Consider the following 18,592-nt stretch of genomic DNA (forward strand, 5'->3'; position numbering starts at 1 on the left):
GCTTAGCCCTCCAGTCCAGGCCGAGTAGCTTTGACGATGCGCTTCGCCGCCTCGCAAACGCCGGTGCAGCGCTCGTACCAAGTGATGAATGGCCCGTCGGACTCCATGTGAATGCCGTCACAGCCGATCCGGAGGGACAAGCCGGGCTTGGCGGGAAGCAGCCAATAATCTTCGACGCCCCGCGCGAAGAGAACGAGGTCGGTGAGCATGAGAATGTGGCCGCTAACGCGAAGAGCAGCGTCCCACATGACTGCGCTCAGCAGTTCGGGGTAGGTGTCGTGACGGGCCAGAATAACGTCGACGTTTTTTGTTTGGGCAACTTCCTCCATCGCTTCCCGAAAGAGGGGTACGGTGCAAACAGTGCCGGCGATCGCCAGCTGCTGCTGCGGTAGGAGCTTGGCTCCGGCAGGAAGGCCGGCAGTGACTGGCTCCGACATAACGTTACCAAGCGAACGCTGCACGAGATTGGTGATGGCTGCCGTCGGACGGGACGGAGCGGCGAGCGTTGGGACGTGAAGGTTCAATGGGATACTCTCTTCTCTATCGAGGGCGGCCATCTGGCCAATCCGAGCTCCCTTCGATTTTCATCTGATGAGGAAGCTCACTGCTTCACCATCAATCCTCTCTGGTCCTTCACCCTTCTGCAGTTGAATATCCGCTCGTTTGCTCTCGGTAGGCAGTCCGGTGCAAGTCCGGTGCAACCGGCGGAAAAAGCCTGTTTGTTCTAGTCCTGTTCTGCATGCGCTGCGCTGGAAAAGGCCGGGTTTTCGCCCTTTCTGTGCTAAGGGCGTGTGTTGACATCGCAGGGGTCGCAAGTTCAATCCTTGCCACGCCCACCAGTTTCTGCTGAAAGCCGCTGAAGGTTCTGAGCGATGAAGCGCGGTCAGCTTCGGCTCCCTCCATCAGTCCGCCATGGGCGGATCTGCGCGTAGATCGAGGATGTCCGAAATCCCGCGTTTGCCGCTGCGGCGGTCGAGCTGGACGATGACGTCGATGACCGAGCGGGCGTAGGCCAGGGTGTCCTTGCGGGTGAGGCCCAGCCCGGCCTGCATGACCATCAGTCCGAGCTGTTCGAGGGCGCCAAGGGGATTGTTGGCGTGAAGCGTGCTGAACGAGCCGGGATGGCCGGTGTTGATCGCTCGCAGGAAGCTGACCGCTTCGGTGCCACGAAGCTCGCCCAGCACCAGCCGGTCGGGCCGCATCCGCAGCGAGGCCTGGAGAAGGTCGTCGGTGCTGACCTGCGCTTCGCCAAGTTCGCCCTTTACCGCGACCAGGCCCAGGCTTGCCGGACTGTGCAGGCGGATTTCGGGCGTGTCCTCGATCAGGATGATCCGCTCGGACACCGGCACTTCTCGCAACAGGGCATTGAGGAACGTGGTCTTCCCCGACGACGTGCCGCCGCTGATCAGGATGGTGCGTTTCTGGAGGACGGCGTGGCGCAGATAGCCCACCGGATCGGTGGCGGGGCACGGCGCGTCCGCGGCTTCGGTGGCAGCCTTGGGAACCCCCGCGTAGGCAGAAAGCGGCAGGTCGACGAGCCGGTGCTGCCGGATGGCCATGGCCCAGCCGCGGCGGGTGGCTGGGGGCGAGATGAATTGCACGCGCGCGCCGTTGGGCAGGATCGCGGACAACAAGGGCCGTTCGCGGCTGATGCCTTGATGGGTCGATCGGGCCACCTGCTCGGCCAATCGCCGCACCAGCAGGTCGTCGATTCCCGGCGCCGCGACGCGCTGCAGATGCATGTGACCGGCCTGTTCGATCCACACCTCGCCGGACGCGTTGACGATGATCTCCGACACGTCGTCGCGTTCCATCCACGGGCGAAAGGGATGGAGGTAGGCGTTCAGATAAACGCCGCCGTCACTGCTCACTCTCAGGTCCTCGTCGGGCACGCTGACGAGGTGGGGGTTCATGATGTCGAGACCCGCGAGAAGTCGAGATCGCGGGCCGTGAATACCCGAATCGGCTGACCCTGACGCACCTTCACCGTCGGCGGAATGCCGCCGCTTTGCTGCGCGGCGACGCCGGCCGCGCCGATCCCGCCGCCCGACGCCAGCACGCTTGCGCCGCCGGTGCCGATGGCGCTCGCCGCGCCGACCACCGACAGCAGCAATGCCGATCCGAAGCGCTTGAAGAAGTGATTGTCGACCTCGCCGGCAAGGCCGCTCTGCCCGGCCTCGTCGGTTCCGGGGGAAGCGATCGCGACCGAGACGCCATCGGGCCGGATCAGCCGCGACCACAGGATGTAGGCACGGGTCTGACCCGCCGCGAGGCCGCTCTTGTACTGGCCGACCAGCCGCGAGGAACGCGGGATCAGGATCTGGCTGCCGTCGAAGCTGCGCACGTCCTGGCTGACGACCGCCCGGACGTAACCCGGCACGTCGCTGTTGATGGCGGTTTCGAGCACCGCGGGGATCAGCGTGCCCTGGCTGACGGTGGACGCCGGATTGGCCATCGGCCGCGCCATCGCCGTTTCGGAGGCCGACGCATCGGCCCGCGCCGCGAAATCATCGCCGCCCACCGCCGGGCGTGACCCGGTCGCCGGGCTCGTCGCGGCTGCCGCGCCGGCCGCCGCCGGTTCGCCGGGCGCACTCAGCACCGGTCCCGAACCGTCGAACAGCAGGGTCGGCGAACGAAGGCGCTCGGCTACCGACATGCCGGGGGTTCCGGACGGCACGGGCGCGACTTGCGGAAAGGTTTGCGGCGGCGAACTGAAGACCAAAGATCCGCCGGCAGGCTGCCCCGCGCCGTTGAGCGCCGCGACCTGTTCGGGGGTGGGAGGGGGGACCACGGGGAGGGGGGCATTCTGTACCGCCGCAGGGGCGTCCCGCGCCACGGGCGCCTGCCGCGCATCGCGCCCGCTGCTCAGCCCGAGAAAGGTCGCCAGGCCGAGCATGACCGCGGCCCCGCCGCCGACCGCCAGTGCCATTCCTTCCTTGCGCGAAGGCGGCGTCGCCACCGCGGGATAAGCCAGCCGGCTTGCTTCGATCAGCGCGCCTTCGTCGAGATGGCTGCGCGGGTCGAACGGCACCAGTTGACCGCTCATCCCGATCGGGCGCTGTACCTCGTCGCCGACGATCGTTGAGCGGGTCTCACGGACGTCCATTGCGGGCCTCCGTGCTGGCGGTCTGGGTCAGGGTCACGCGATTGCTGGTCGCCAGCACGGTGGCGGTTTCCTTGCCGCGACGCAGGATGATCCGCCGGGGCAGGCCGGCGATCACGATGAAGCCTTTTTCCATCCGGTAGTCGAGCGGGCTTTCCGTGCCGTCGGAGGCCGGGGCCAGCACTGCCGGCAGCGCCAGCGCGTCGGGCCAGCTGAGGTAGACCGCCTTGCTGTCGTCGAAGATCCGGGCCGGGCGCAGCGATTTGGCGCCGTCGACCTTCCAGCCGAAGTTGAGCACCGGCGCCGGAGTGACGGGGGCACTTGCCAGCGCGGTCGTGGCGGCCGGGGCTGGCGGCGGTGGCGGCGGCGGCTGGATCGACCCGGGGGCAGGGTAGGCGGGATAGTCGAAGCTCAAGGTGTAGACCGGCTGCGATCCACGCGTGGCCTCAAGATCGAACAGATAGGTGCGCTGGTCGGTGATCACCATCAGATTGCTGCGTGCGCCGGCGATCAGCGGCTTGATGAAGAGGTAATTGCCGCGCTTGTTGGGCGTCACCTGCCAGGCCGCGCTGTCACCCACCGCGACATTCTCGATTCGCTCGTCGGCGCCGAAGCGTATCGAGCTCTGATAGCCAGGCTTGGCGATGAAGCGCACGACCTCGTCGGGGGTGAACATGATCGAGCGAACCCGCGCATCCGATGCCGTCGCGGCCTGGCCGGCAAGCAGCAGCAACGGGGCGAGGGCGAGTGGAAGCAACTTCATTGGACCGGCTTTCCTGGAGATTTGCTGGGCGCCGCGGGGGAACGGAAGCGTGTGCCCACCCCTTGCACGCGTCGGTCGGTGGCAAGGGCCCGGGGGGCGAAGGTGTCGGCCCCGGTTCCGCCCGTGGTCGCCAATATCGGTACGCGGCGATCCGCCACGGCGCCCGGCATGCCCGTGTCGTTGGCGGGCACCTGGGTTGCACTGACGATGGCGCGGACCCGATCCGACACCGGGGGTGCCGTGGGCGCCACGCTTTGCTCGGCGGCCTGAACGGCAACCGAGGTGCCCGCCGCGCCCGCGACCGTACCGCCGCCGTTGACGACGCGCTCGTCACTGATCGACTCACGTCCGCCGCGGCCGATCCGCCAGCCGGCGACGATGGTGCTCGACACCTTGAGCACCAGCACCATCAACGCGACGTAGACCGACGCGCCCAAGAACATCGACACCGCCGCGCGCATACTGACCGGGCCCATGGCGAGCTCCGCCACGATCGGCGACAGCAACGCCAGAGCGGCGCCGCCGATCAGCACCGTGAAAAGGGGCACGATCGCGAACAATACCGCGCCCTTGAGCCAGCCGACGAACAATCCGTGAGTGCCGCGAAACAAGGCGAAAACGATGAAAACGGGTCCGATCGCCAACAAGGCGGCAAGCGCGATGCGGGCGACCAGCAGCACGCCCACGGTGCCGAGCAGTAGCATCAGCGCGGCCATCCACAGGACGTCGCCCGCGGTCCATCCGGCGGCTTGGGCGGGGGCGGGGGTAATGCCGTTGACCTGCGAAACCGGAGCCGGCGTACTAGCGACCTCGGCCGCATTAGCGACCGCGGTGAACAAGGTATCGAGACGGTTGGCGAAGGCCGCGGTGGCCGAGCCTTGCTGATTGGTCACCACCGCCGCGATCTGATCCGGCGCGCCGGTCAACAGGGTCCAGACCACGCTTTGGTAGGCGATCCAGCTGGTGGCGAAGGTCAGGACCAGCCCCAGGGTCATCATGCGCGGCGTCAGCATGCTGAGGCCGATGCGCGCGCGGCCGGTCAGCAGGTTCACGGCAAGCAAAGCGATGTACAAGGTCAGCAGCAGCGTCAGCGCCGTACCGAGCCGGCCATCAGGTCCAAACAAACGGCCGAACGCGCCCGCCGCCGCTTCCGCCGACACGCAGTCCACCGACCGCAGAACGTCGGCGATGCCCGAGGCGGTCGACGGGGAAAGCGGTGGACAGCTGCTCATTCCGCGGCCTGCAGCCAGGGGGTGTAGTCGTCGTCGGGTCCGGCCGGCCAAGCGGTTCCTGTGAGATGCGGATACCAGGCGGCCGGATGCTCGCCGTAGAGGGCACGCAGGCCGTCGAGGCGGCGCACGCTGGCTTCGCGTCCGGACAGGACCGTCAGCACCTCTGGCATCCCCGACAGGTCGAGCCGCACGACAACCGAATGATTGGCGTGCCGGACCAGGAAGCAGCGGCTGTGGACGGGCAGCGCCCGAATCAAGTCGAGTTCGTGTTCGGACAGGCCGAAGCCCGTGCAATAATCCTCGGCTCTGGCCTTGGCATTGGGCATGAAGATGCCCGTCGCGGTCTGCTCCACGATCGCGGAACTGATACTGCTTTCCAGCGCGTCGCGGGCGGATTGGGTGCCGAAGCCGACCAGCGCATTGCGTTTGCGAAGGGTCTTGAGCCAATCCCTGATGCGCCCGGTGAAGACCGGATCGTCGAGCGCTTTCCAGCCTTCGTCGATCAGGATCATCGCCGGTTCGCCGCTCAGCCGTTCGTCGATCCGGTGGAACAGGTAGAGCATGGTCGGCGTGCGCAGCCGCGGATTGTCGAGCAGCGCGGTCATGTCGAACCCGATCATCCGGCGGTCGAGATCGAGTTCGTCCTCGGCATTGTCGAACAGCCAGGCATGTTCGCCCGACCCCACCCAGGGACCCAAACGCGACACCAGATCGCCTTCCTCGGGGCGGCTGTTTCCGGCGAGGAGTTCGCGGAAATGGCGCAGGCGGCGGAAGGCCGGATCATGCTCGAAACATGCATCCACCGCTTCGGCGATGATCCGCAGTTCGTGCCCGTTACTGACCTGCAGCAGGATTTCCAGCCAATCGCGCAGGAACGCCCGGTTGGACGGCGTGTCGGGCAGCTGGAGCGGGTTGAAGCCCGTCGGCTGACCCGCCGACAGCCGCGCATAATGACCGTCCATCACCCGCACGAAGATTTCCGCGCCGCGGTCCTTGTCGAAGATGACGGTGCGCGGATTGAAGCGCTGGGCCTGCGCCGCGAGGAAGTTCAGCACCACCGTCTTGCCCGAACCCGAGGGCCCGATGACGGTGAAATTGCCGAGGTCGTTTTCGTGGAAATTGAAGTGGTAGGGCGTCGCGCTGGTGGTTTCGAACAGGGCGGTTGCTTCACCCCAGTGATTGCCCTCGGCGCGGCCCAAGGGAAAGCCGTGCAGCGACAGGAAGCTTGCCGCATTGGCGCTGCTGATGAGGGCGCGGCGCACGATATAGGTCTCGTTGCCCGGGAATTGCGCCCAGAACGCCGGCTCCAGATTGACGTCTTCCCGGACCGCGATGGCGCCCAGGTCGGCCAGCGCCGCCGCAGCTTCGGCGACCGCTTCGTCAAGGACGGCAAGGTCGCCGACCATCAGGCTGAGCGTCAGGTGGTGGTCGCCGAAGGCTGCCTGGCCGGCCGCGAGGGCGTCCTTGGCTCCGAGCATTTCGCGGCGTTCGGTGGTCGCTTCCTCGTCGGTGGCGCGAAGCCGGCGGATGGCGAGGTCCATCCGCTCCTTGGCGACCTGGCGGTCGGCGGGCGCGAAGCTTTCGGTCAGCACCAGCGCGCGGGGCAGGCGCAGCAGGCCGTCGACCATGCCGGGGCGGGTGGTCCCGGGATATTCCTTGATCGACAAGGTGCCGGCAAAGCTGCGCCCGGACGGCCCGCTCCGCTCGAAGGCGTCCAGTCCGAAGCTGATCCGCGAATAGGGGAGGTGCTGGCCCAGATCGGTTGCGGGATCGGGGGCAAGCACGGGCCGAAGCTCGCCGTTGAACAAGGCCGACAGCAATTCGCATGGTTCGGAGCAGCGCCCGCCCGGACCATCGTAGCCGCCGAGCTGTCGCGCGCCATAATCGGCGAGGCCGGCGACCAGTGCGGTGGCGGCGGCGTCGAGATCGCGCAGCGCTTTCGGGTCGTGCTCGATCTCGGACTTGCCGCGCGACAGCTTGCGCGCGATCCGTTCGGGCCAGCCGGTCTTGCCGCGCGCGGGGCGCCGGACGATGGTAAGGAATTGGTCGTTGACAAACATCTGCCGTCCGCCGAGCCGGGCCCGCCATTGCTCGTCGAGATGCCGGGCGAAAGCAGGGCCTTCCACCGCCGACAGCGACGTCGAGATCGGCCGCCGGATGATGTGCCGGTACAGAACGAAGCGGGCGTCGAGTGTGCCGCGCAGAAGCATTTCGCGCACGCCGTGGGCATGGTTCAGTTCGTCCGCGTCGGCCGTCTCGAACGCCATTCCCGGCACGTGCAGGCAGCGCATCAGCGACCCGTCGCGAAGCTCGATCGTGCGTTCGTCAAGCAGCCGCCGATAAGGCAGGCGATCCCCGGCGCGCTGCTCTTTCTTCGCCCAGGCGGCCATGCCGCGCGTTCCTGACTGGCGTGCGGTCATGGCGAATAGCTGTTGCAACCCCACTTTTTCCAATTGGCGACCCGTGGGCAGCGGCTGACCTTTGTCAGCCACAGGTCGAACACGCGCGGCTCGCGCAGGCAGGCGACATAGCCGATGCCGTGGACCAGCAGCGCGATCGGCAGCGCCAGGAACGAGCCGGTGATGAGGAAGGCTTCGGTCGTCACCGCGGCATTGATGACGAAGAAGTTGTAGGTGACGCCCGCGAACATCTGTGGCCTGGTCAACGCTCGGAACACAGGGTCGCGGTGGAGGCTGGTCACCTTCCTATCCCGACACTGCCGCAGTGGTGCGGATACCCGACACGATGGCGGCCGAGCCGAACAGCACGAAGCAGCCGACGATTACCGTCGCGCCGAAGCGCCAGTTCATCCGGCCGGTCAGCATCATGAAGCCGACCATCGCCACCGCGATCACGGCAACGGCGGTGGCGACATTGCCGAGCAGCGTTCCCTGCAGCCATGCCAGTGCGGACACGATCGGTCCCGATCCTTGCGGATCGGTCGTCTGCGCCAGGGCGGGCGAGGCCGCGGTCAGCAGGATCGAGGTTGCCAGTGGGGTGGTGCTCTTCATCGTGCCCTTCCTTGCGAATTGGTCGAGTTGCTGAGGCGGTCGACGATGGACCGTACGTAATTCTGGGTTTCGCGGATGCGCGGAATGCCGCCCGCGCGAATCACCCGGCCCGGGCCGGCGTTGTAGGCTGCCAGCGCGCGTTCGACGTCGCCGTCGAAGCGATCCAGCTGCTGGCGAAGATAGCGTGCTCCGCCCGCCAGATTGGCGGCGGTGTCGAGCGGATTGACGCCAAGGTCACGCGCGGTAGCGGGCATCAGCTGGGCAAGCCCGATCGCCCCTACCGGCGAACGCGCGTTGCTGCGCCACCGGCTTTCCTGCCAGACCAACGCTTCCAGCAGGGCGGGGCTGATCTGATGCTGTTCGGCAAGTTGTTCGACCAGACCGGCATAAGCGACCGGCGACGATGACGGGGCCGCAATGGTGATCGCATCGGCGGGAAGCCGGAGATCGCCGATCTGCTCGACTTCGCCGACGGTGGGGGAAACGCTGCCACGGTCGGCGGCACGCACCAGGATCGTGCCGTCCTTGTTCAGTTCGATCACGTCGGCGCGGGCGGGATTGGCGGCCGCAAGCGCCAGGCAGGCCAGGCCAGTCGCGGCGGCGCGGCGTGCCACGCCCCCGCGACTGAATTTCAAGGCAGACCCTTGCATCATGACCTTTCCATCTGGATCAGCCGGCCGAACTCGTATTGACCGAGCCGTTGACGCCATTGGGGAAGAAGCCGCCCCTCGGAACCGCGCCCGCGTTGAGGTAGACGATGTTGAGAACGTCGCCTGGAGTGCGGCTGTACGCGATGCCGTCGGCGTCGGTCGGCACGATGTTCGACGCTCCGTTTGCGCCGCGTACGCCCTGGTCCACATCGGTCGGTCCGTCGAGCGAGTCGCGGGCATTGGAGATACGCTCGGTGGCGTCGATCAAGGCCGGAACCGCGATGCCCTTGGCATAGAGCACGGTGCGGACGAGGCCGGCATGATAGGCTTCGGCGCCTAGAATCCCGGCCGCTGCCGACAGGAAGACCTCGCTCTTCAGCAGCGGCGAAGCACCCTTGTAGGCGGTGACGCCGACATCTTCGAAGATGTACGCGCCGAGCAGGAAGTTCTCGTCACTGGCGTAGGGATCGAACGACTGGCCCTGCGTGATTAGGCCTGCCGCGACCGCGGCTTGCGAGAACGGGCCGGTCGGTGACGAACTGATATCGATCGCCGGCTGCGCCACGGCCGCGCTGCCGAGGGCCGTGCGCAGGAAGATGACGTGCTGGCGTTCGTCGACCGCAATCTCGTTCGCATATTGGCGCACCACCGGATCGGTGAACGTCACCGCGCGTCCGCCGGTCGCCGCGCCCTGCGTTCCCGTGCCGGTCAGGAGATTGGCGGCAAGGCCCGAGCCGGTCGCCGCGAAGCTGTAGAATTGGGCTTCGAGATATTCGAGGTTGAGCGCGAAATTGAGAATGTCGCCGTCGGACAGGCCGGTGGCCGGGGGCGGTGTGTTGGCACCCGGATCGACACCGAGCCCGTCGCCGCTGTTACCGCCGCCGCCGCAGCCGCTGAGCGCCGTCGCTCCGGCGACAGCTGCCGAAATACCGGCGAATTTGAGAAACGCCCGGCGCTGCTGGCGGCGAGCAGCCTGACGCTCGCCCAGTTCGGCAATGAGATCTTGCTGGTTCATGGGACCGCTTTCCTGTCTGGAGTTCTCAGCCGGCGCTGCTGACGGTAATGGCGCCATTGACACCATTGGGATAGAAGCCGCCCCGCGGGACCGCTCCGGGGTTCAGGTAGACGATGTTGAGGACGTCACCCGTGGTCCGGCCGAACACCAACGCATTCGAGTCCGTCGGAACGATGTTGCTGGCATTGCCGATGGCGGCGACGCCCTGATCGACGTCGGCCGGGTTGTCGAGCGAGTCGCGCGCGTTGGAGATCTTCTCGGTCGCGTCGATCAGCGCCGGGGTCTGGATGCCCTTGCGGTACAAGGTCGTGCGCACGATCGCCGCGTGATAGGCCTCGACCGCGAGGATGCCGGCCGCCGCTTCGGTGAAGGTCTTGTTGGCGAGGAGGGGCGCTGCGCCCTTGTAGGCGGTGACCCCGACATCTTCGAAGATAAAGGCGCCGAGCAGGAAGTTCTCGTCGCTCGCATAGGGATCGAAACTCTGCCCCGCACCGACCAGTCCGGCGGCCCGTGCAGCAGTTGAGAACGCTCCGTTCGGATCGGTGCCGATGTCGATCGCCGGCTGGGCCACGGCGGCTGTGCCGAGGGCGCGACGAAGGAAGTTTACGTGGGCAATCTCGTCCTGCGCGATCTCGCGGGCATATTGCGCGACAACCGGATCGGTGAACGCGACCTGGCGACCACCGGTAGCCGCACCCTGGGTTCCGGTACCGCTCAGGCTGCTGTTGGGCAGGCCGGTTCCGAACACCGCGAACGAGTAGAATTGCGCTTCGAGATACTCGAGGTTGAGCGCGAAATTCAGGATGTCGGCATCCGACACCGTTTGCGCAAAAGCGCGCGAACTCATGGTCGCTGCCGCGACGCCGATTCCGGCCGCGTAGACCCCAAGCGATTGCACAAAGGAACGGCGTTCATCTCGCCGTTTTGCTCGCGCTTCCAAGATGTCGAGCATTGTATCGTCGGCCATTGCACGCCTCCGGTTGGGGTGTCGGTATGCGACGAATGTCCCGAGTTCGGAGGGCGTTGCCAAGGGCGCATTCACTCCGGTACGCCCCCGTACGTTAAATCAAACTGCTGCAATCCAGGCGTCTTTAGGTTCCGTTTAAGCGCATAAAAAACTTCGTCATTTTTGCATCCGAAAACGGCGGCGAACCGTATGGCGATCCGGAGGCTGCGTTGCTGTTACATTGTGAATCCGACTTCGCCATGCCGTTGCCGGAAAGGCGCCCGACTGGGTTCCTGTCACGGCTCTGCGATTCCGATTTCGCGCTGCTGAAACCCAGTCTCGAGCTCGTCGAGGTCGCTCGCGGCGCCATGCTGGTCGCGATGGCCGACGTCGGGGACTTCGCCTATTTTTCGCAAGGTCCACTGATCTCGCTGAGCCAGGGCAATACAGTCGAAGTGGCCTTGGTCGGAAGCGAAGGCGTCGTCGGTTGGCCGACGTTGGTCGGATGCGCGGCATCACCATTCGAAGCGACGGTTTGCGGCCGCGACGGTTGGGTTTTTCGGGTGCGCGGCGATCATCTTCGCGCACTGATCGTAGCGCGACCGTCGATCGGCCTGATGCTGGTCGGTTTCATCAATGCGGTCGGGCTGCAAATGGCGGAAACGATCGGTGCCGCCGCATCGCATTCGCTGGAACGACGGCTGGCCCGCTGGATCCTCCTGAGGCATGATCGACTGGGCGGAGACGAGATACCGGTGCACCACGACGGCATTGCGTTGAACCTCGGTACCCGCCGCGCGACGATCACCGACACGCTTCACCTTCTCGAAGGCGCCGGCCATGTCCGCGGCCGCCGCGGGCGGATCATCGTTCGGGACCGTCGCGGCCTCGAGAGCGTGGCGGGCGGATGCTACGGCTCGTCCGAAGCCTTTTATCGCTCGGTGCTCGGTCCGTTCGGCAAATCGCTGCCGTCCCGCGCCGACCGTGTGATTGGAATCAACAGTCACTGAGCGATAAGTTTTTCCTCACAAAAAAGGGCGGCTACCCCGCGGTGCCTCCCTTTTCTGCATTCAAAAAGTGATCAGCCCCGAACGGGTGCCACCTCGGGCGGCGGCGGGGGCGGTGGCGGAACGGGGCAGACGTCGCTTGCCAGAACGACCGACCCGTCGGGACAGGTCTGTGTTGCCGGAGGCGGCGGCGGCGGCGCAGCCTGAACCGGCGGCGGGGGAGGCGGCGGTGGGGGCGGCGGCGCTTCCGATCGGCCGAAATTGAAGGTCAGGCTGGCCAGCACCGAGTGGCTGCGGAACTTGCGGTCGAAGGTGGTGAACAATGCCGCACTGGTCGTCTGGTCGACGATGGTCGCATTCGCCGGATTGACGACGAACCTATTGGCGTTGCCGACGAGATTGACGCCGCTGTCGTCGGTCAGATTCAGCCGCTCGGTCATGAAATAGCGATACTTCAGACCGAAATCGATGTTGTCGCTGATGGCGTAGCGCGCGCCGGCGATCAGCTGGTAGGCCCAGGCATTGTCCCTGGCACTGGCGAATCTGACACGGGCGCGGCCCGCGCCGCCGCCGGCGTAAAAGGACAATCCGTCCTCGTTGCCGAGGTCGATCAGGGCATTGACCATCCCCGAATAGATGCTCGCCCGTCCGTCGAGGGTGAAGTCGGAAGCGGTGAGCGCGCGTACGCCCGGCGCCCCGGGATCGGGAACGGCGGACGGGCGATTGAGCGCGGTGTTGAGGCTGGTGACGAAGCCGTTGTCGATCGTGAAACCATCGAGCTTGGCGCGCTTGTAGCCGAACTCGCCTTCCACCCTTACCGGACCGAAGTCGTAGCCGAGCAAGGCGTCGACGTCGTAGCCCCGGCGATAATCGAGGCGGATCGCATTGCCCGCGCGAAAATCGGCGGGCCCGACCGGTGCCGCCGGTGTCGCTGGCGACTGGGTCGTCGTATAGTCGACAAGAATGTCGCCGCTCTGGTTTCGGGGAAACAAGATGCCGCCTTCGAGACCGATGTAAGGTTGCCCATCGCGGGCAACGGCGGGAGCGGCGACAGCGAGGCTCGCCGTGGCCAGAAGGAAGAGCTTGCGCATGATATCTCCTGTTCGCGTCGGCCAAGTGTTCGCCCGCTGGCCGCTTTTGCCAAGCAACTCGGCAATCCGGTACGGCGGCGTACTTTTGGTGCTGTGGCGATGGGCAATGTCCGCTTGGTTCCGTGCGTGAATTGTCTTTCGCGCGGGTGCGACAGATTTATGCCAGTCGGTCGCGGACGTGCTGTTGGCACGCCGCTCTTCCTTTTCGGTCCACTTTGAAGCGACAGGCAAGGTAACCTTTAGTCAGCCGGTTTACCTTGTTTGCAGCCAAGGACCCAGTGACATGACAATTCATCCCAGGATCTGCCTTGCGCTTCTCGCGCTGCTTGCGGGATGGGGCACCATTGCCGAGGCCGGCACGGTGCAGACCACCATGAACGTGTCTGCAACCGTGCAGAGTTCATGCCTGGTCAGCGCTGCTCCCATAGTGTTCGGCAGCTATGATCCGACCAGCGCAACGCCGACCAATGCGATGGGCCTGATCACCGTGACCTGTACGACGGGGACAAATTTCGTCGTTGGGTTGAATGCGGGGACGGCGGCAGGTGCGACGGTGTCGACGCGGCAAATGTCGAATGCGGCGCAGCGCTTGAATTACGGCCTGTTCACCGATGCCAGCCGGACGAGCAATTGGGGCAATACCTCGGGGGTGGATGCGCTGCCGCCGATCACGGCAACGCTCGTCCCAAGCGTGATCACCGTGTACGGCCAGATCGCCGCCCAGCAGAACGTGCCGGCGGGAGCCTATTCGGACACCGTGACGGTTACGGTGACCTACTGAATGATGCGCGCCGTCGCCTTCTTGTGCGCTCTTGCCGGGGCCTGTGCCGCGTCCACCGCGCATGCAGCCGCCCGGATTGCGGTAGCGCCGATCAGGATCGAGTTGGCGTCGAACGCCAACTTCTGCTCGCTGCACGTGAGCAACCTTGGCCAGGACAAGGTGGCGGTGCAGCTGCGCGGGTTCGCCTGGTCGCAGGATACCGACGGCGCCGACCGGCTCGACCCCGCCGACATCGCGGTGAACCCTTCGATCATGGAGCTGCAAGCAGGTCAGAAACGGCTGGTGCGGTGCAGCCTGCCACCTCAGGCCGGCGCGGCGGAAAGCAGCCACCGCCTGCTGGTCGACGAATTGCCGCGGGGCAATTTTTCGCCGGGCACCATGCAGACGGTGTTGCGGCTGAGCCTGCCGATCTTCCGCAAGCCCGCTGGTGCGATGCCAGCCCTGCGATGGAGCGCCGGCGACGGCTCCGCGCTGCACCTTCGCAACACCGGCGGAGCGCATGCTCTGATCGGCAAGCTTATCGTTACTCGCGAAGGGAAAAAGCCCGAGACGATCGAACGCGGCTTTTATCTACTGGCAGGCGCGCGCCGCCCGATTACGCTTGCTGGCGGTGCGGCCGGTATCACCCGGATCGAAGCGGTCATGGACACCGGAAAGGTGGATGTCGTCGCCACGGCCGTTGAGTGATCGCATGCCGGTCAATCGCGGTCGCTATCGATTCGCTGGCCGAAGCGCGCTTTTCCTCTCGCTATTGCTCGCATCTGCGCCTGATGCCCAAGCCTCGTCAGCCGAGCCGGCGGAAGGCTCGGTGTCGTCGCTTGCGACAATAAAGCCCGTCGGCCTGGTCCTGAACGGCTTGCCTCAGGAACAGCCGACGTTGGTCGGGACCGTCGGGGGGCAACTGGCGATGCTTCGCGACGACCTCATCGCGCTCGGGATCATCGTGCCTCCCATGCGAAATCATAATCGGATCGGAGAACAGGATTTCGTTCGCGTGTCGGACGTCGCCGGGCTTTCGGGACGGCTTAGCGAAGACGAGGACGCGCTGCTGCTTACCGCGTCGCCGTCGGCCTTCGTGGCGACGCGTCGTTCTGCGCGGGTGGGGGCCGCTGCGCCCCCGGTTAGCACCATTCTTCCGCTCGGCTTCCTCGTCTACGACGTGTCGCTCGCCAATGAGCGAGGCGGCATTCGGGCGAGCGGATTGTTCGACGCCGGGGCGTCGGGCAGTTGGGGCGTGGCGGGAACGACCCTGCTTTTGGCGGCCGGCGGGAAGCGGCCCGTTCGGCTCGACAACAGTTTCCAGCGCGACTTTCCGGCGCAAAGGCTGCGGCTCGTCATCGGCGACAGCTTTACCCGGGCCAGCGATTTCAACGGCTCGGCGCGCTTCGGCGGCGTGCGGATCGGAACCGATTTCGCGCTTGCGCCGGGCGAGATCGGCTATCCCTTGCCCGTGCTCGCCGGTTCGGCGCTCGTACCCTCCACCGTCGAATTGCTTGCCGCCAGCGGTCGGCAGAGCCACGAGGTCGGACCCGGCCGCTTCCTGATCGAAGCGCCGCCGGTCATCAGCGGCGCGGGCGAAGTGGTGATGACAATCGCGGACGTCACCGGAGCGGTGCGGCAGGTGCGGCAGAGCTTTTATACCAGCAACCGCCTGATTCGGCCGGGGCTGACCGACTTCTCGCTCGAAGTCGGCGCCTTGCGTCGGCGCTACGGACAGCGCAGCGCTTCCTATGGGCCTGCCTTCGCGGCGTTGGGCCTTCGCCGGGGCCTAAATTCTTCGATCACGGCCGGGGCTCGGATCGAGGCAAGCCAGACCTCGGTCATGGGCGGGGCGACGGTGAATGCGGTGGTCGGACGCGTCGGCGAAATCGCGGTAGCGGGGGCCTTGTCGCGCAGTGGTGCGCGTGCCGGTTCCTTGTGGCGTGCGCAGGCGCAGCGGCTGGGGCCGCGGGGCTCGTTCCTGGTCAGCTACTTGCGAAGCAACGGGACATTCGCGCGTGTGGGCGACGATCGCGCCGCGCTCGGTGCCACCAGTCGGCACGAATTCAGCGCCACCGCTGGCCTGGTCCTCCCCGTCGGCCAGATCAGCGTCGGTGTGGTCGATGCCGGCCTTCGCGACGGCTCACGCTATCGCCTCGCCTCAGCCGGCTATTCCGCGAGCGTGAGGTCAGTCTTCCTGTCTGCCAGCCTGCGCGCCTCGCGCCTCAACGGCGGGACCGACAAAGGCTTCTTCCTGTCGCTCAGTCGCCCGCTGGGACGACATGGCAGCGCCGCTCTCACCGCCGACAAGGGGCAGGTGACAAGCAGCTACCAATGGAGCGCGCCTGATCGGCAAGGCGTCAGCTTTGGCGTCGCGTCCACCCGTTCGGGCGGCGATATGCGCTTCAACGGTTATGCGCTTGCATTGAGTTCGTTCGGCGACCTCGAAATGACGGCGTTCAGGGCGGACCGGCGACTGGCGATGCGGGCAAGCGCGCGCGGCGCTTTGGTGTTGATCGAAGGCCGCCTGGTGCCGACGCCGCGCTTGCACGACGGTTTCGCTCTCGTCGAAGTCGAGAGCAAGACGGGGGTGCGCATCCTGCAGGAAGGACGGCCGGTCGCGCGTCGGGCGAGGGCGGGACGTCCGGTTCTGCTTACCGGCCTGCAGCCCTTTGCCGCCAATCGTGTCGGCATTCGTACCGAAGACCTTCCGCTCGACATCGACCTCGACGACGACGAGGGCGTGGCCGTTCCGGGCTTCCGCCAGGCCGCGCTGGTTCGCTTCGGAACGACCGAAGCCCGCGCCCCGCGAACCATTGCGCTGGTCGATGAGCAGGGCCGACCGATTGGACCGGGCTTCGAGGTCATGCTCGACGATCAGCGGATCGGCGTCACCGGGCATGACGGATTGGTCTTCCTTGCCGGTGGTGGCGACGGGCAACGGTTGCGGGTGAAGACGACGGAAGGTCGGTGCGAGGCGATGGTGCCGGTGCTGCGGAGTACAAGCAGCCTCGGACCCGCAGCGCCGATTGTTTGCCGGCCTTCACCAAGGGAACGCGCGCAATGACCCGTACTGTAGTGTGCCGACGATTATGGCGCGTCCTCGCGGCCCTGATCCTCGCGATGCTGCCGGCCGCGGCCAGCGCCTGCATCTCGTGTTCGTGCACGACGTCAGCCTCGTCGCTCAGTTTCGGGACTTACGATTCCGTGTCGGCTTTGCCGCGCGATGCGAGTGCGCTCGTGTCGATCGATTGCAACGGCCTTGTCGCGCTTCTCGGCGTGGTGGAGGTAAGGGTCGGGACGGGCAGCTCGAACAATCAGCTGCAAAGGACGATGGTGCAGGCCGCCACCGGACTGAACTACAATCTTTATGCGGATATCGCGCGGAGCCAGATATTGGGCGACGGGACGGGCGGGACGACCACCGCGACCGCCAGCCTCAACGGACTTCTGACCTCCAGTACCGTGATCCCGGTCTTCGGGCGAATACCGGCGGGCCAGTGGGTGGGAAGCGGGACTTATACCGACACGGTGATCATCACCGTCCAATATTGATCGGCTGAACCGTGGCTTCGCGGAGCCTGGGCGAAAGCCCTTGACCCCTTGGGCCTGCGCGGCTTTGCATGACGCACTTCCAGAATGGAGAGCAGCCCATGACCGCAGCCTATATCGTCGATGCCCGCCGCACCGCTGGCGGCAAGCGGGGCGGGGCGCTGCGTGACTGGCACCCGGCAGACCTCGGCGCGGCGGTGCTGAATGCGCTGGTCGACAAGAGCGGAATTGATCCGGTGGCGATCGAGGATGTCATCGTCGGCTGCGTCAGCCAGATCGGCGAACAAAGTTTTCACGTCGGCCGCAACATGGTGATGGCGAGCAAGCTCCCCGACAGCGTGCCGGCGGTCACCATCGACCGGCAATGCGGCAGCAGCCAGCAAGCGCTGCACTTTGCCGCGCAGGCGGTGATGAGCGGGACGCAGGACGTGGTGATCGCCGCGGGCGTCGAAAGCATGACCCGGGTGCCGATGGGCACGCCGGTGATCCTGCCGATGCAGGCGGGAATCGGGCAGGGGCCGTGGTCCAAGGCGATCCTCGACCGCTACGGCGTCACCGAGTTCAGCCAGTTCACCGGCGCCGAGATGATCGCGAAGCAATATGATATGACCCGCGAGGAGCTCGATACCTTTGCGCTCGGCAGTCACCGAAAGGCCGAAGCGGCGATCGAAGCCGACGCCTTTGCCGACGAGATCGTCCCGCTCGAGGTGACCGATGCCGACGGCAATCGCCACCACCACACGCGTGACGAAGGCGTTCGGGCGGGGGCCACGATGGAGGGGCTCGCCAGCCTCAAGACGCTGAAGCCCGATGGCGTCATCACCGCTGGCAACGCGAGCCAGATCTGCGATGGCGCGAGCGGCGCGCTGATCGTCAGCGAGCGCGCGCTGAAAGAGCATGGCCTGACCCCGCTGGCGCGGATCGATAATCTGACGGTCACGGCAGGTGATCCGGTCGTGATGTTGATCGAACCGATCCGCGCCACCCGCCGCGCACTGGAGCGGGCGGGGCGGGTGATCGACGATATCGATCTTTACGAAGTCAACGAAGCCTTTGCGCCGGTACCGCTCGCCTGGCTGCGCGAGCTCGAAGCGGATCCCGAGCGTCTCAACGTCAACGGCGGCGCCATCGCGCTCGGCCATCCCCTGGGCGCCAGCGGGACCAAGCTGATGGCGACGCTGGTGCATGCCCTGAAGGCGCGCGGCAAGCGGTTCGGGCTGCAGACCATGTGCGAAGGCGGCGGCATCGCCAACGTCACCATTATTGAAAGTCTTGCTTAGCTTCGGCCTCGGCGGAACGCACGGTTTCAGGCCGCACGCAGGTCCGCGGGAAAAGTTCTGAAGTCGCTCCGCAGTCGTTTCTTCACTTCGTGACGGAACCGGTACGGGGGTTCGGCATTGGCAAATGAAGGCTCTGCGTTCTGGGGCCGCGACGTCACAAAACCGGCTCCATCATGGCTTGG

18 protein-coding genes are annotated in these 18,592 nt (G+C 66.0%); 6 read left to right on the forward strand and 12 right to left on the reverse strand.

Annotation, left to right across the window (positions count from 1 at the left end; genetic code table 11):
* Positions 1 to 2: 2 nt before the first annotated feature.
* From V6R86_RS08480 to V6R86_RS08530, 11 genes are all read right to left on the reverse strand, one after another.
* Positions 3 to 557, reverse strand: coding sequence for a hypothetical protein (locus tag V6R86_RS08480; protein WP_338503699.1), 555 nt, complete (start codon positions 555 to 557; stop codon positions 3 to 5).
* Positions 558 to 902: 345 nt separating this feature from the next.
* Positions 903 to 1,913: a P-type DNA transfer ATPase VirB11 gene (gene virB11, locus V6R86_RS08485; protein WP_338503701.1), complete on the reverse strand. Its 1,011-nt coding sequence runs from the start codon at positions 1,911 to 1,913 to the stop codon at positions 903 to 905.
* Positions 1,910 to 3,106 carry a TrbI/VirB10 family protein gene (locus V6R86_RS08490; protein WP_338503703.1) on the reverse strand — a complete coding sequence of 399 codons (1,197 nt, stop codon included), beginning with the start codon at positions 3,104 to 3,106 and terminating at the stop codon, positions 1,910 to 1,912. The genes virB11 and V6R86_RS08490 overlap by 4 nt, the downstream gene beginning before the upstream one ends.
* The gene (locus V6R86_RS08495; RefSeq protein WP_338503705.1) at positions 3,093 to 3,866 is read right to left on the reverse strand and encodes a TrbG/VirB9 family P-type conjugative transfer protein; all 774 of its coding nucleotides are present in this window, start codon (positions 3,864 to 3,866) and stop codon (positions 3,093 to 3,095) included. Before V6R86_RS08495 ends, V6R86_RS08490 begins: the two co-directional genes overlap by 14 nt.
* A complete protein-coding gene (locus tag V6R86_RS08500) occupies positions 3,863 to 5,098 on the reverse strand; it encodes a type IV secretion system protein (protein WP_338503707.1) in 1,236 nt (411 codons plus the stop codon). The genes V6R86_RS08495 and V6R86_RS08500 overlap by 4 nt, the downstream gene beginning before the upstream one ends.
* Positions 5,095 to 7,518, reverse strand: a complete 2,424-nt coding sequence (locus V6R86_RS08505; RefSeq protein WP_338503709.1) for a VirB4 family type IV secretion/conjugal transfer ATPase — start codon at positions 7,516 to 7,518, stop codon at positions 5,095 to 5,097. The genes V6R86_RS08500 and V6R86_RS08505 overlap by 4 nt, the downstream gene beginning before the upstream one ends.
* The gene (locus tag V6R86_RS08510) at positions 7,515 to 7,799 is read right to left on the reverse strand and encodes a type IV secretion system protein VirB3 (RefSeq protein WP_338503711.1); all 285 of its coding nucleotides are present in this window, start codon (positions 7,797 to 7,799) and stop codon (positions 7,515 to 7,517) included. Before V6R86_RS08510 ends, V6R86_RS08505 begins: the two co-directional genes overlap by 4 nt.
* A gap of 4 nt (positions 7,800 to 7,803) precedes the next feature.
* Entirely contained in the window at positions 7,804 to 8,109 is a 306-nt protein-coding gene (locus V6R86_RS08515) for a TrbC/VirB2 family protein (RefSeq protein WP_338503712.1), read from the reverse strand.
* Positions 8,106 to 8,744 (reverse strand): lytic transglycosylase domain-containing protein, encoded by a 639-nt coding sequence (locus V6R86_RS08520; RefSeq protein ID WP_338503714.1) that lies wholly within the window; start codon positions 8,742 to 8,744, stop codon positions 8,106 to 8,108. Before V6R86_RS08520 ends, V6R86_RS08515 begins: the two co-directional genes overlap by 4 nt.
* Before the next feature lie 34 nt (positions 8,745 to 8,778).
* Positions 8,779 to 9,774 (reverse strand): ferritin-like domain-containing protein, encoded by a 996-nt coding sequence (locus V6R86_RS08525; RefSeq protein ID WP_338503716.1) that lies wholly within the window; start codon positions 9,772 to 9,774, stop codon positions 8,779 to 8,781.
* Positions 9,775 to 9,799: 25 nt separating this feature from the next.
* Positions 9,800 to 10,741 carry a ferritin-like domain-containing protein gene (locus tag V6R86_RS08530; protein WP_338503718.1) on the reverse strand — a complete coding sequence of 314 codons (942 nt, stop codon included), beginning with the start codon at positions 10,739 to 10,741 and terminating at the stop codon, positions 9,800 to 9,802.
* A 239-nt stretch (positions 10,742 to 10,980) separates the two neighbouring features.
* Between V6R86_RS08530 and V6R86_RS08535 the strand changes: the two genes are divergently transcribed.
* Positions 10,981 to 11,730: a Crp/Fnr family transcriptional regulator gene (locus tag V6R86_RS08535; protein ID WP_338503719.1), complete on the forward strand. Its 750-nt coding sequence runs from the start codon at positions 10,981 to 10,983 to the stop codon at positions 11,728 to 11,730.
* A gap of 71 nt (positions 11,731 to 11,801) precedes the next feature.
* Here the strand turns inward: V6R86_RS08535 and V6R86_RS08540 are convergent, their stop codons facing one another.
* The gene (locus V6R86_RS08540; RefSeq protein WP_338503720.1) at positions 11,802 to 12,818 is read right to left on the reverse strand and encodes an outer membrane protein; all 1,017 of its coding nucleotides are present in this window, start codon (positions 12,816 to 12,818) and stop codon (positions 11,802 to 11,804) included.
* Positions 12,819 to 13,101: 283 nt separating this feature from the next.
* Between V6R86_RS08540 and V6R86_RS08545 the strand changes: the two genes are divergently transcribed.
* The 5 genes from V6R86_RS08545 (at position 13,102) to V6R86_RS08565 (ending at position 18,410) form a co-directional block, all read left to right on the forward strand.
* Positions 13,102 to 13,599 carry a spore coat U domain-containing protein gene (locus V6R86_RS08545; RefSeq protein WP_338503722.1) on the forward strand — a complete coding sequence of 166 codons (498 nt, stop codon included), beginning with the start codon at positions 13,102 to 13,104 and terminating at the stop codon, positions 13,597 to 13,599.
* Entirely contained in the window at positions 13,600 to 14,286 is a 687-nt protein-coding gene (locus V6R86_RS08550; protein ID WP_338503723.1) for a fimbrial biogenesis chaperone, read from the forward strand.
* A 121-nt stretch (positions 14,287 to 14,407) separates the two neighbouring features.
* Positions 14,408 to 16,645 carry a fimbria/pilus outer membrane usher protein gene (locus V6R86_RS08555; protein WP_338503725.1) on the forward strand — a complete coding sequence of 746 codons (2,238 nt, stop codon included), beginning with the start codon at positions 14,408 to 14,410 and terminating at the stop codon, positions 16,643 to 16,645.
* Positions 16,642 to 17,133: a spore coat protein U domain-containing protein gene (locus tag V6R86_RS08560; RefSeq protein WP_338503728.1), complete on the forward strand. Its 492-nt coding sequence runs from the start codon at positions 16,642 to 16,644 to the stop codon at positions 17,131 to 17,133. Before V6R86_RS08555 ends, V6R86_RS08560 begins: the two co-directional genes overlap by 4 nt.
* A gap of 98 nt (positions 17,134 to 17,231) precedes the next feature.
* Entirely contained in the window at positions 17,232 to 18,410 is a 1,179-nt protein-coding gene (locus V6R86_RS08565) for an acetyl-CoA C-acetyltransferase (protein ID WP_338503730.1), read from the forward strand.
* Positions 18,411 to 18,592: the final 182 nt, after the last annotated feature.

It is taken from the genome of Sphingomonas kaistensis (assembly GCF_036884275.1).
GTDB lineage: Bacteria > Pseudomonadota > Alphaproteobacteria > Sphingomonadales > Sphingomonadaceae > Sphingomicrobium > Sphingomicrobium kaistense_A.

Excerpts from the sequence above, each read along its gene's own strand:
- V6R86_RS08480 (WP_338503699.1), bottom strand. The coding sequence starts at position 557 with ATGGCCGCCCTCGATAGAGAAGAGAGTATCCCATTGAACCTTCACGTC.
- virB11 (WP_338503701.1), bottom strand. The coding sequence starts at position 1,913 with ATGAACCCCCACCTCGTCAGCGTGCCCGACGAGGACCTGAGAGTGAGC.
- V6R86_RS08490 (WP_338503703.1), bottom strand. The coding sequence starts at position 3,106 with ATGGACGTCCGTGAGACCCGCTCAACGATCGTCGGCGACGAGGTACAG.
- V6R86_RS08495 (WP_338503705.1), bottom strand. The coding sequence starts at position 3,866 with ATGAAGTTGCTTCCACTCGCCCTCGCCCCGTTGCTGCTGCTTGCCGGC.
- V6R86_RS08500 (WP_338503707.1), bottom strand. The coding sequence starts at position 5,098 with ATGAGCAGCTGTCCACCGCTTTCCCCGTCGACCGCCTCGGGCATCGCC.
- V6R86_RS08505 (WP_338503709.1), bottom strand. The coding sequence starts at position 7,518 with ATGACCGCACGCCAGTCAGGAACGCGCGGCATGGCCGCCTGGGCGAAG.
- V6R86_RS08515 (WP_338503712.1), bottom strand. The coding sequence starts at position 8,109 with ATGAAGAGCACCACCCCACTGGCAACCTCGATCCTGCTGACCGCGGCC.
- V6R86_RS08525 (WP_338503716.1), bottom strand. The coding sequence starts at position 9,774 with ATGAACCAGCAAGATCTCATTGCCGAACTGGGCGAGCGTCAGGCTGCT.
- V6R86_RS08530 (WP_338503718.1), bottom strand. The coding sequence starts at position 10,741 with ATGGCCGACGATACAATGCTCGACATCTTGGAAGCGCGAGCAAAACGG.
- V6R86_RS08535 (WP_338503719.1), top strand. The coding sequence starts at position 10,981 with ATGCCGTTGCCGGAAAGGCGCCCGACTGGGTTCCTGTCACGGCTCTGC.
- V6R86_RS08540 (WP_338503720.1), bottom strand. The coding sequence starts at position 12,818 with ATGCGCAAGCTCTTCCTTCTGGCCACGGCGAGCCTCGCTGTCGCCGCT.
- V6R86_RS08545 (WP_338503722.1), top strand. The coding sequence starts at position 13,102 with ATGACAATTCATCCCAGGATCTGCCTTGCGCTTCTCGCGCTGCTTGCG.
- V6R86_RS08550 (WP_338503723.1), top strand. The coding sequence starts at position 13,600 with ATGATGCGCGCCGTCGCCTTCTTGTGCGCTCTTGCCGGGGCCTGTGCC.
- V6R86_RS08560 (WP_338503728.1), top strand. The coding sequence starts at position 16,642 with ATGACCCGTACTGTAGTGTGCCGACGATTATGGCGCGTCCTCGCGGCC.
- V6R86_RS08565 (WP_338503730.1), top strand. The coding sequence starts at position 17,232 with ATGACCGCAGCCTATATCGTCGATGCCCGCCGCACCGCTGGCGGCAAG.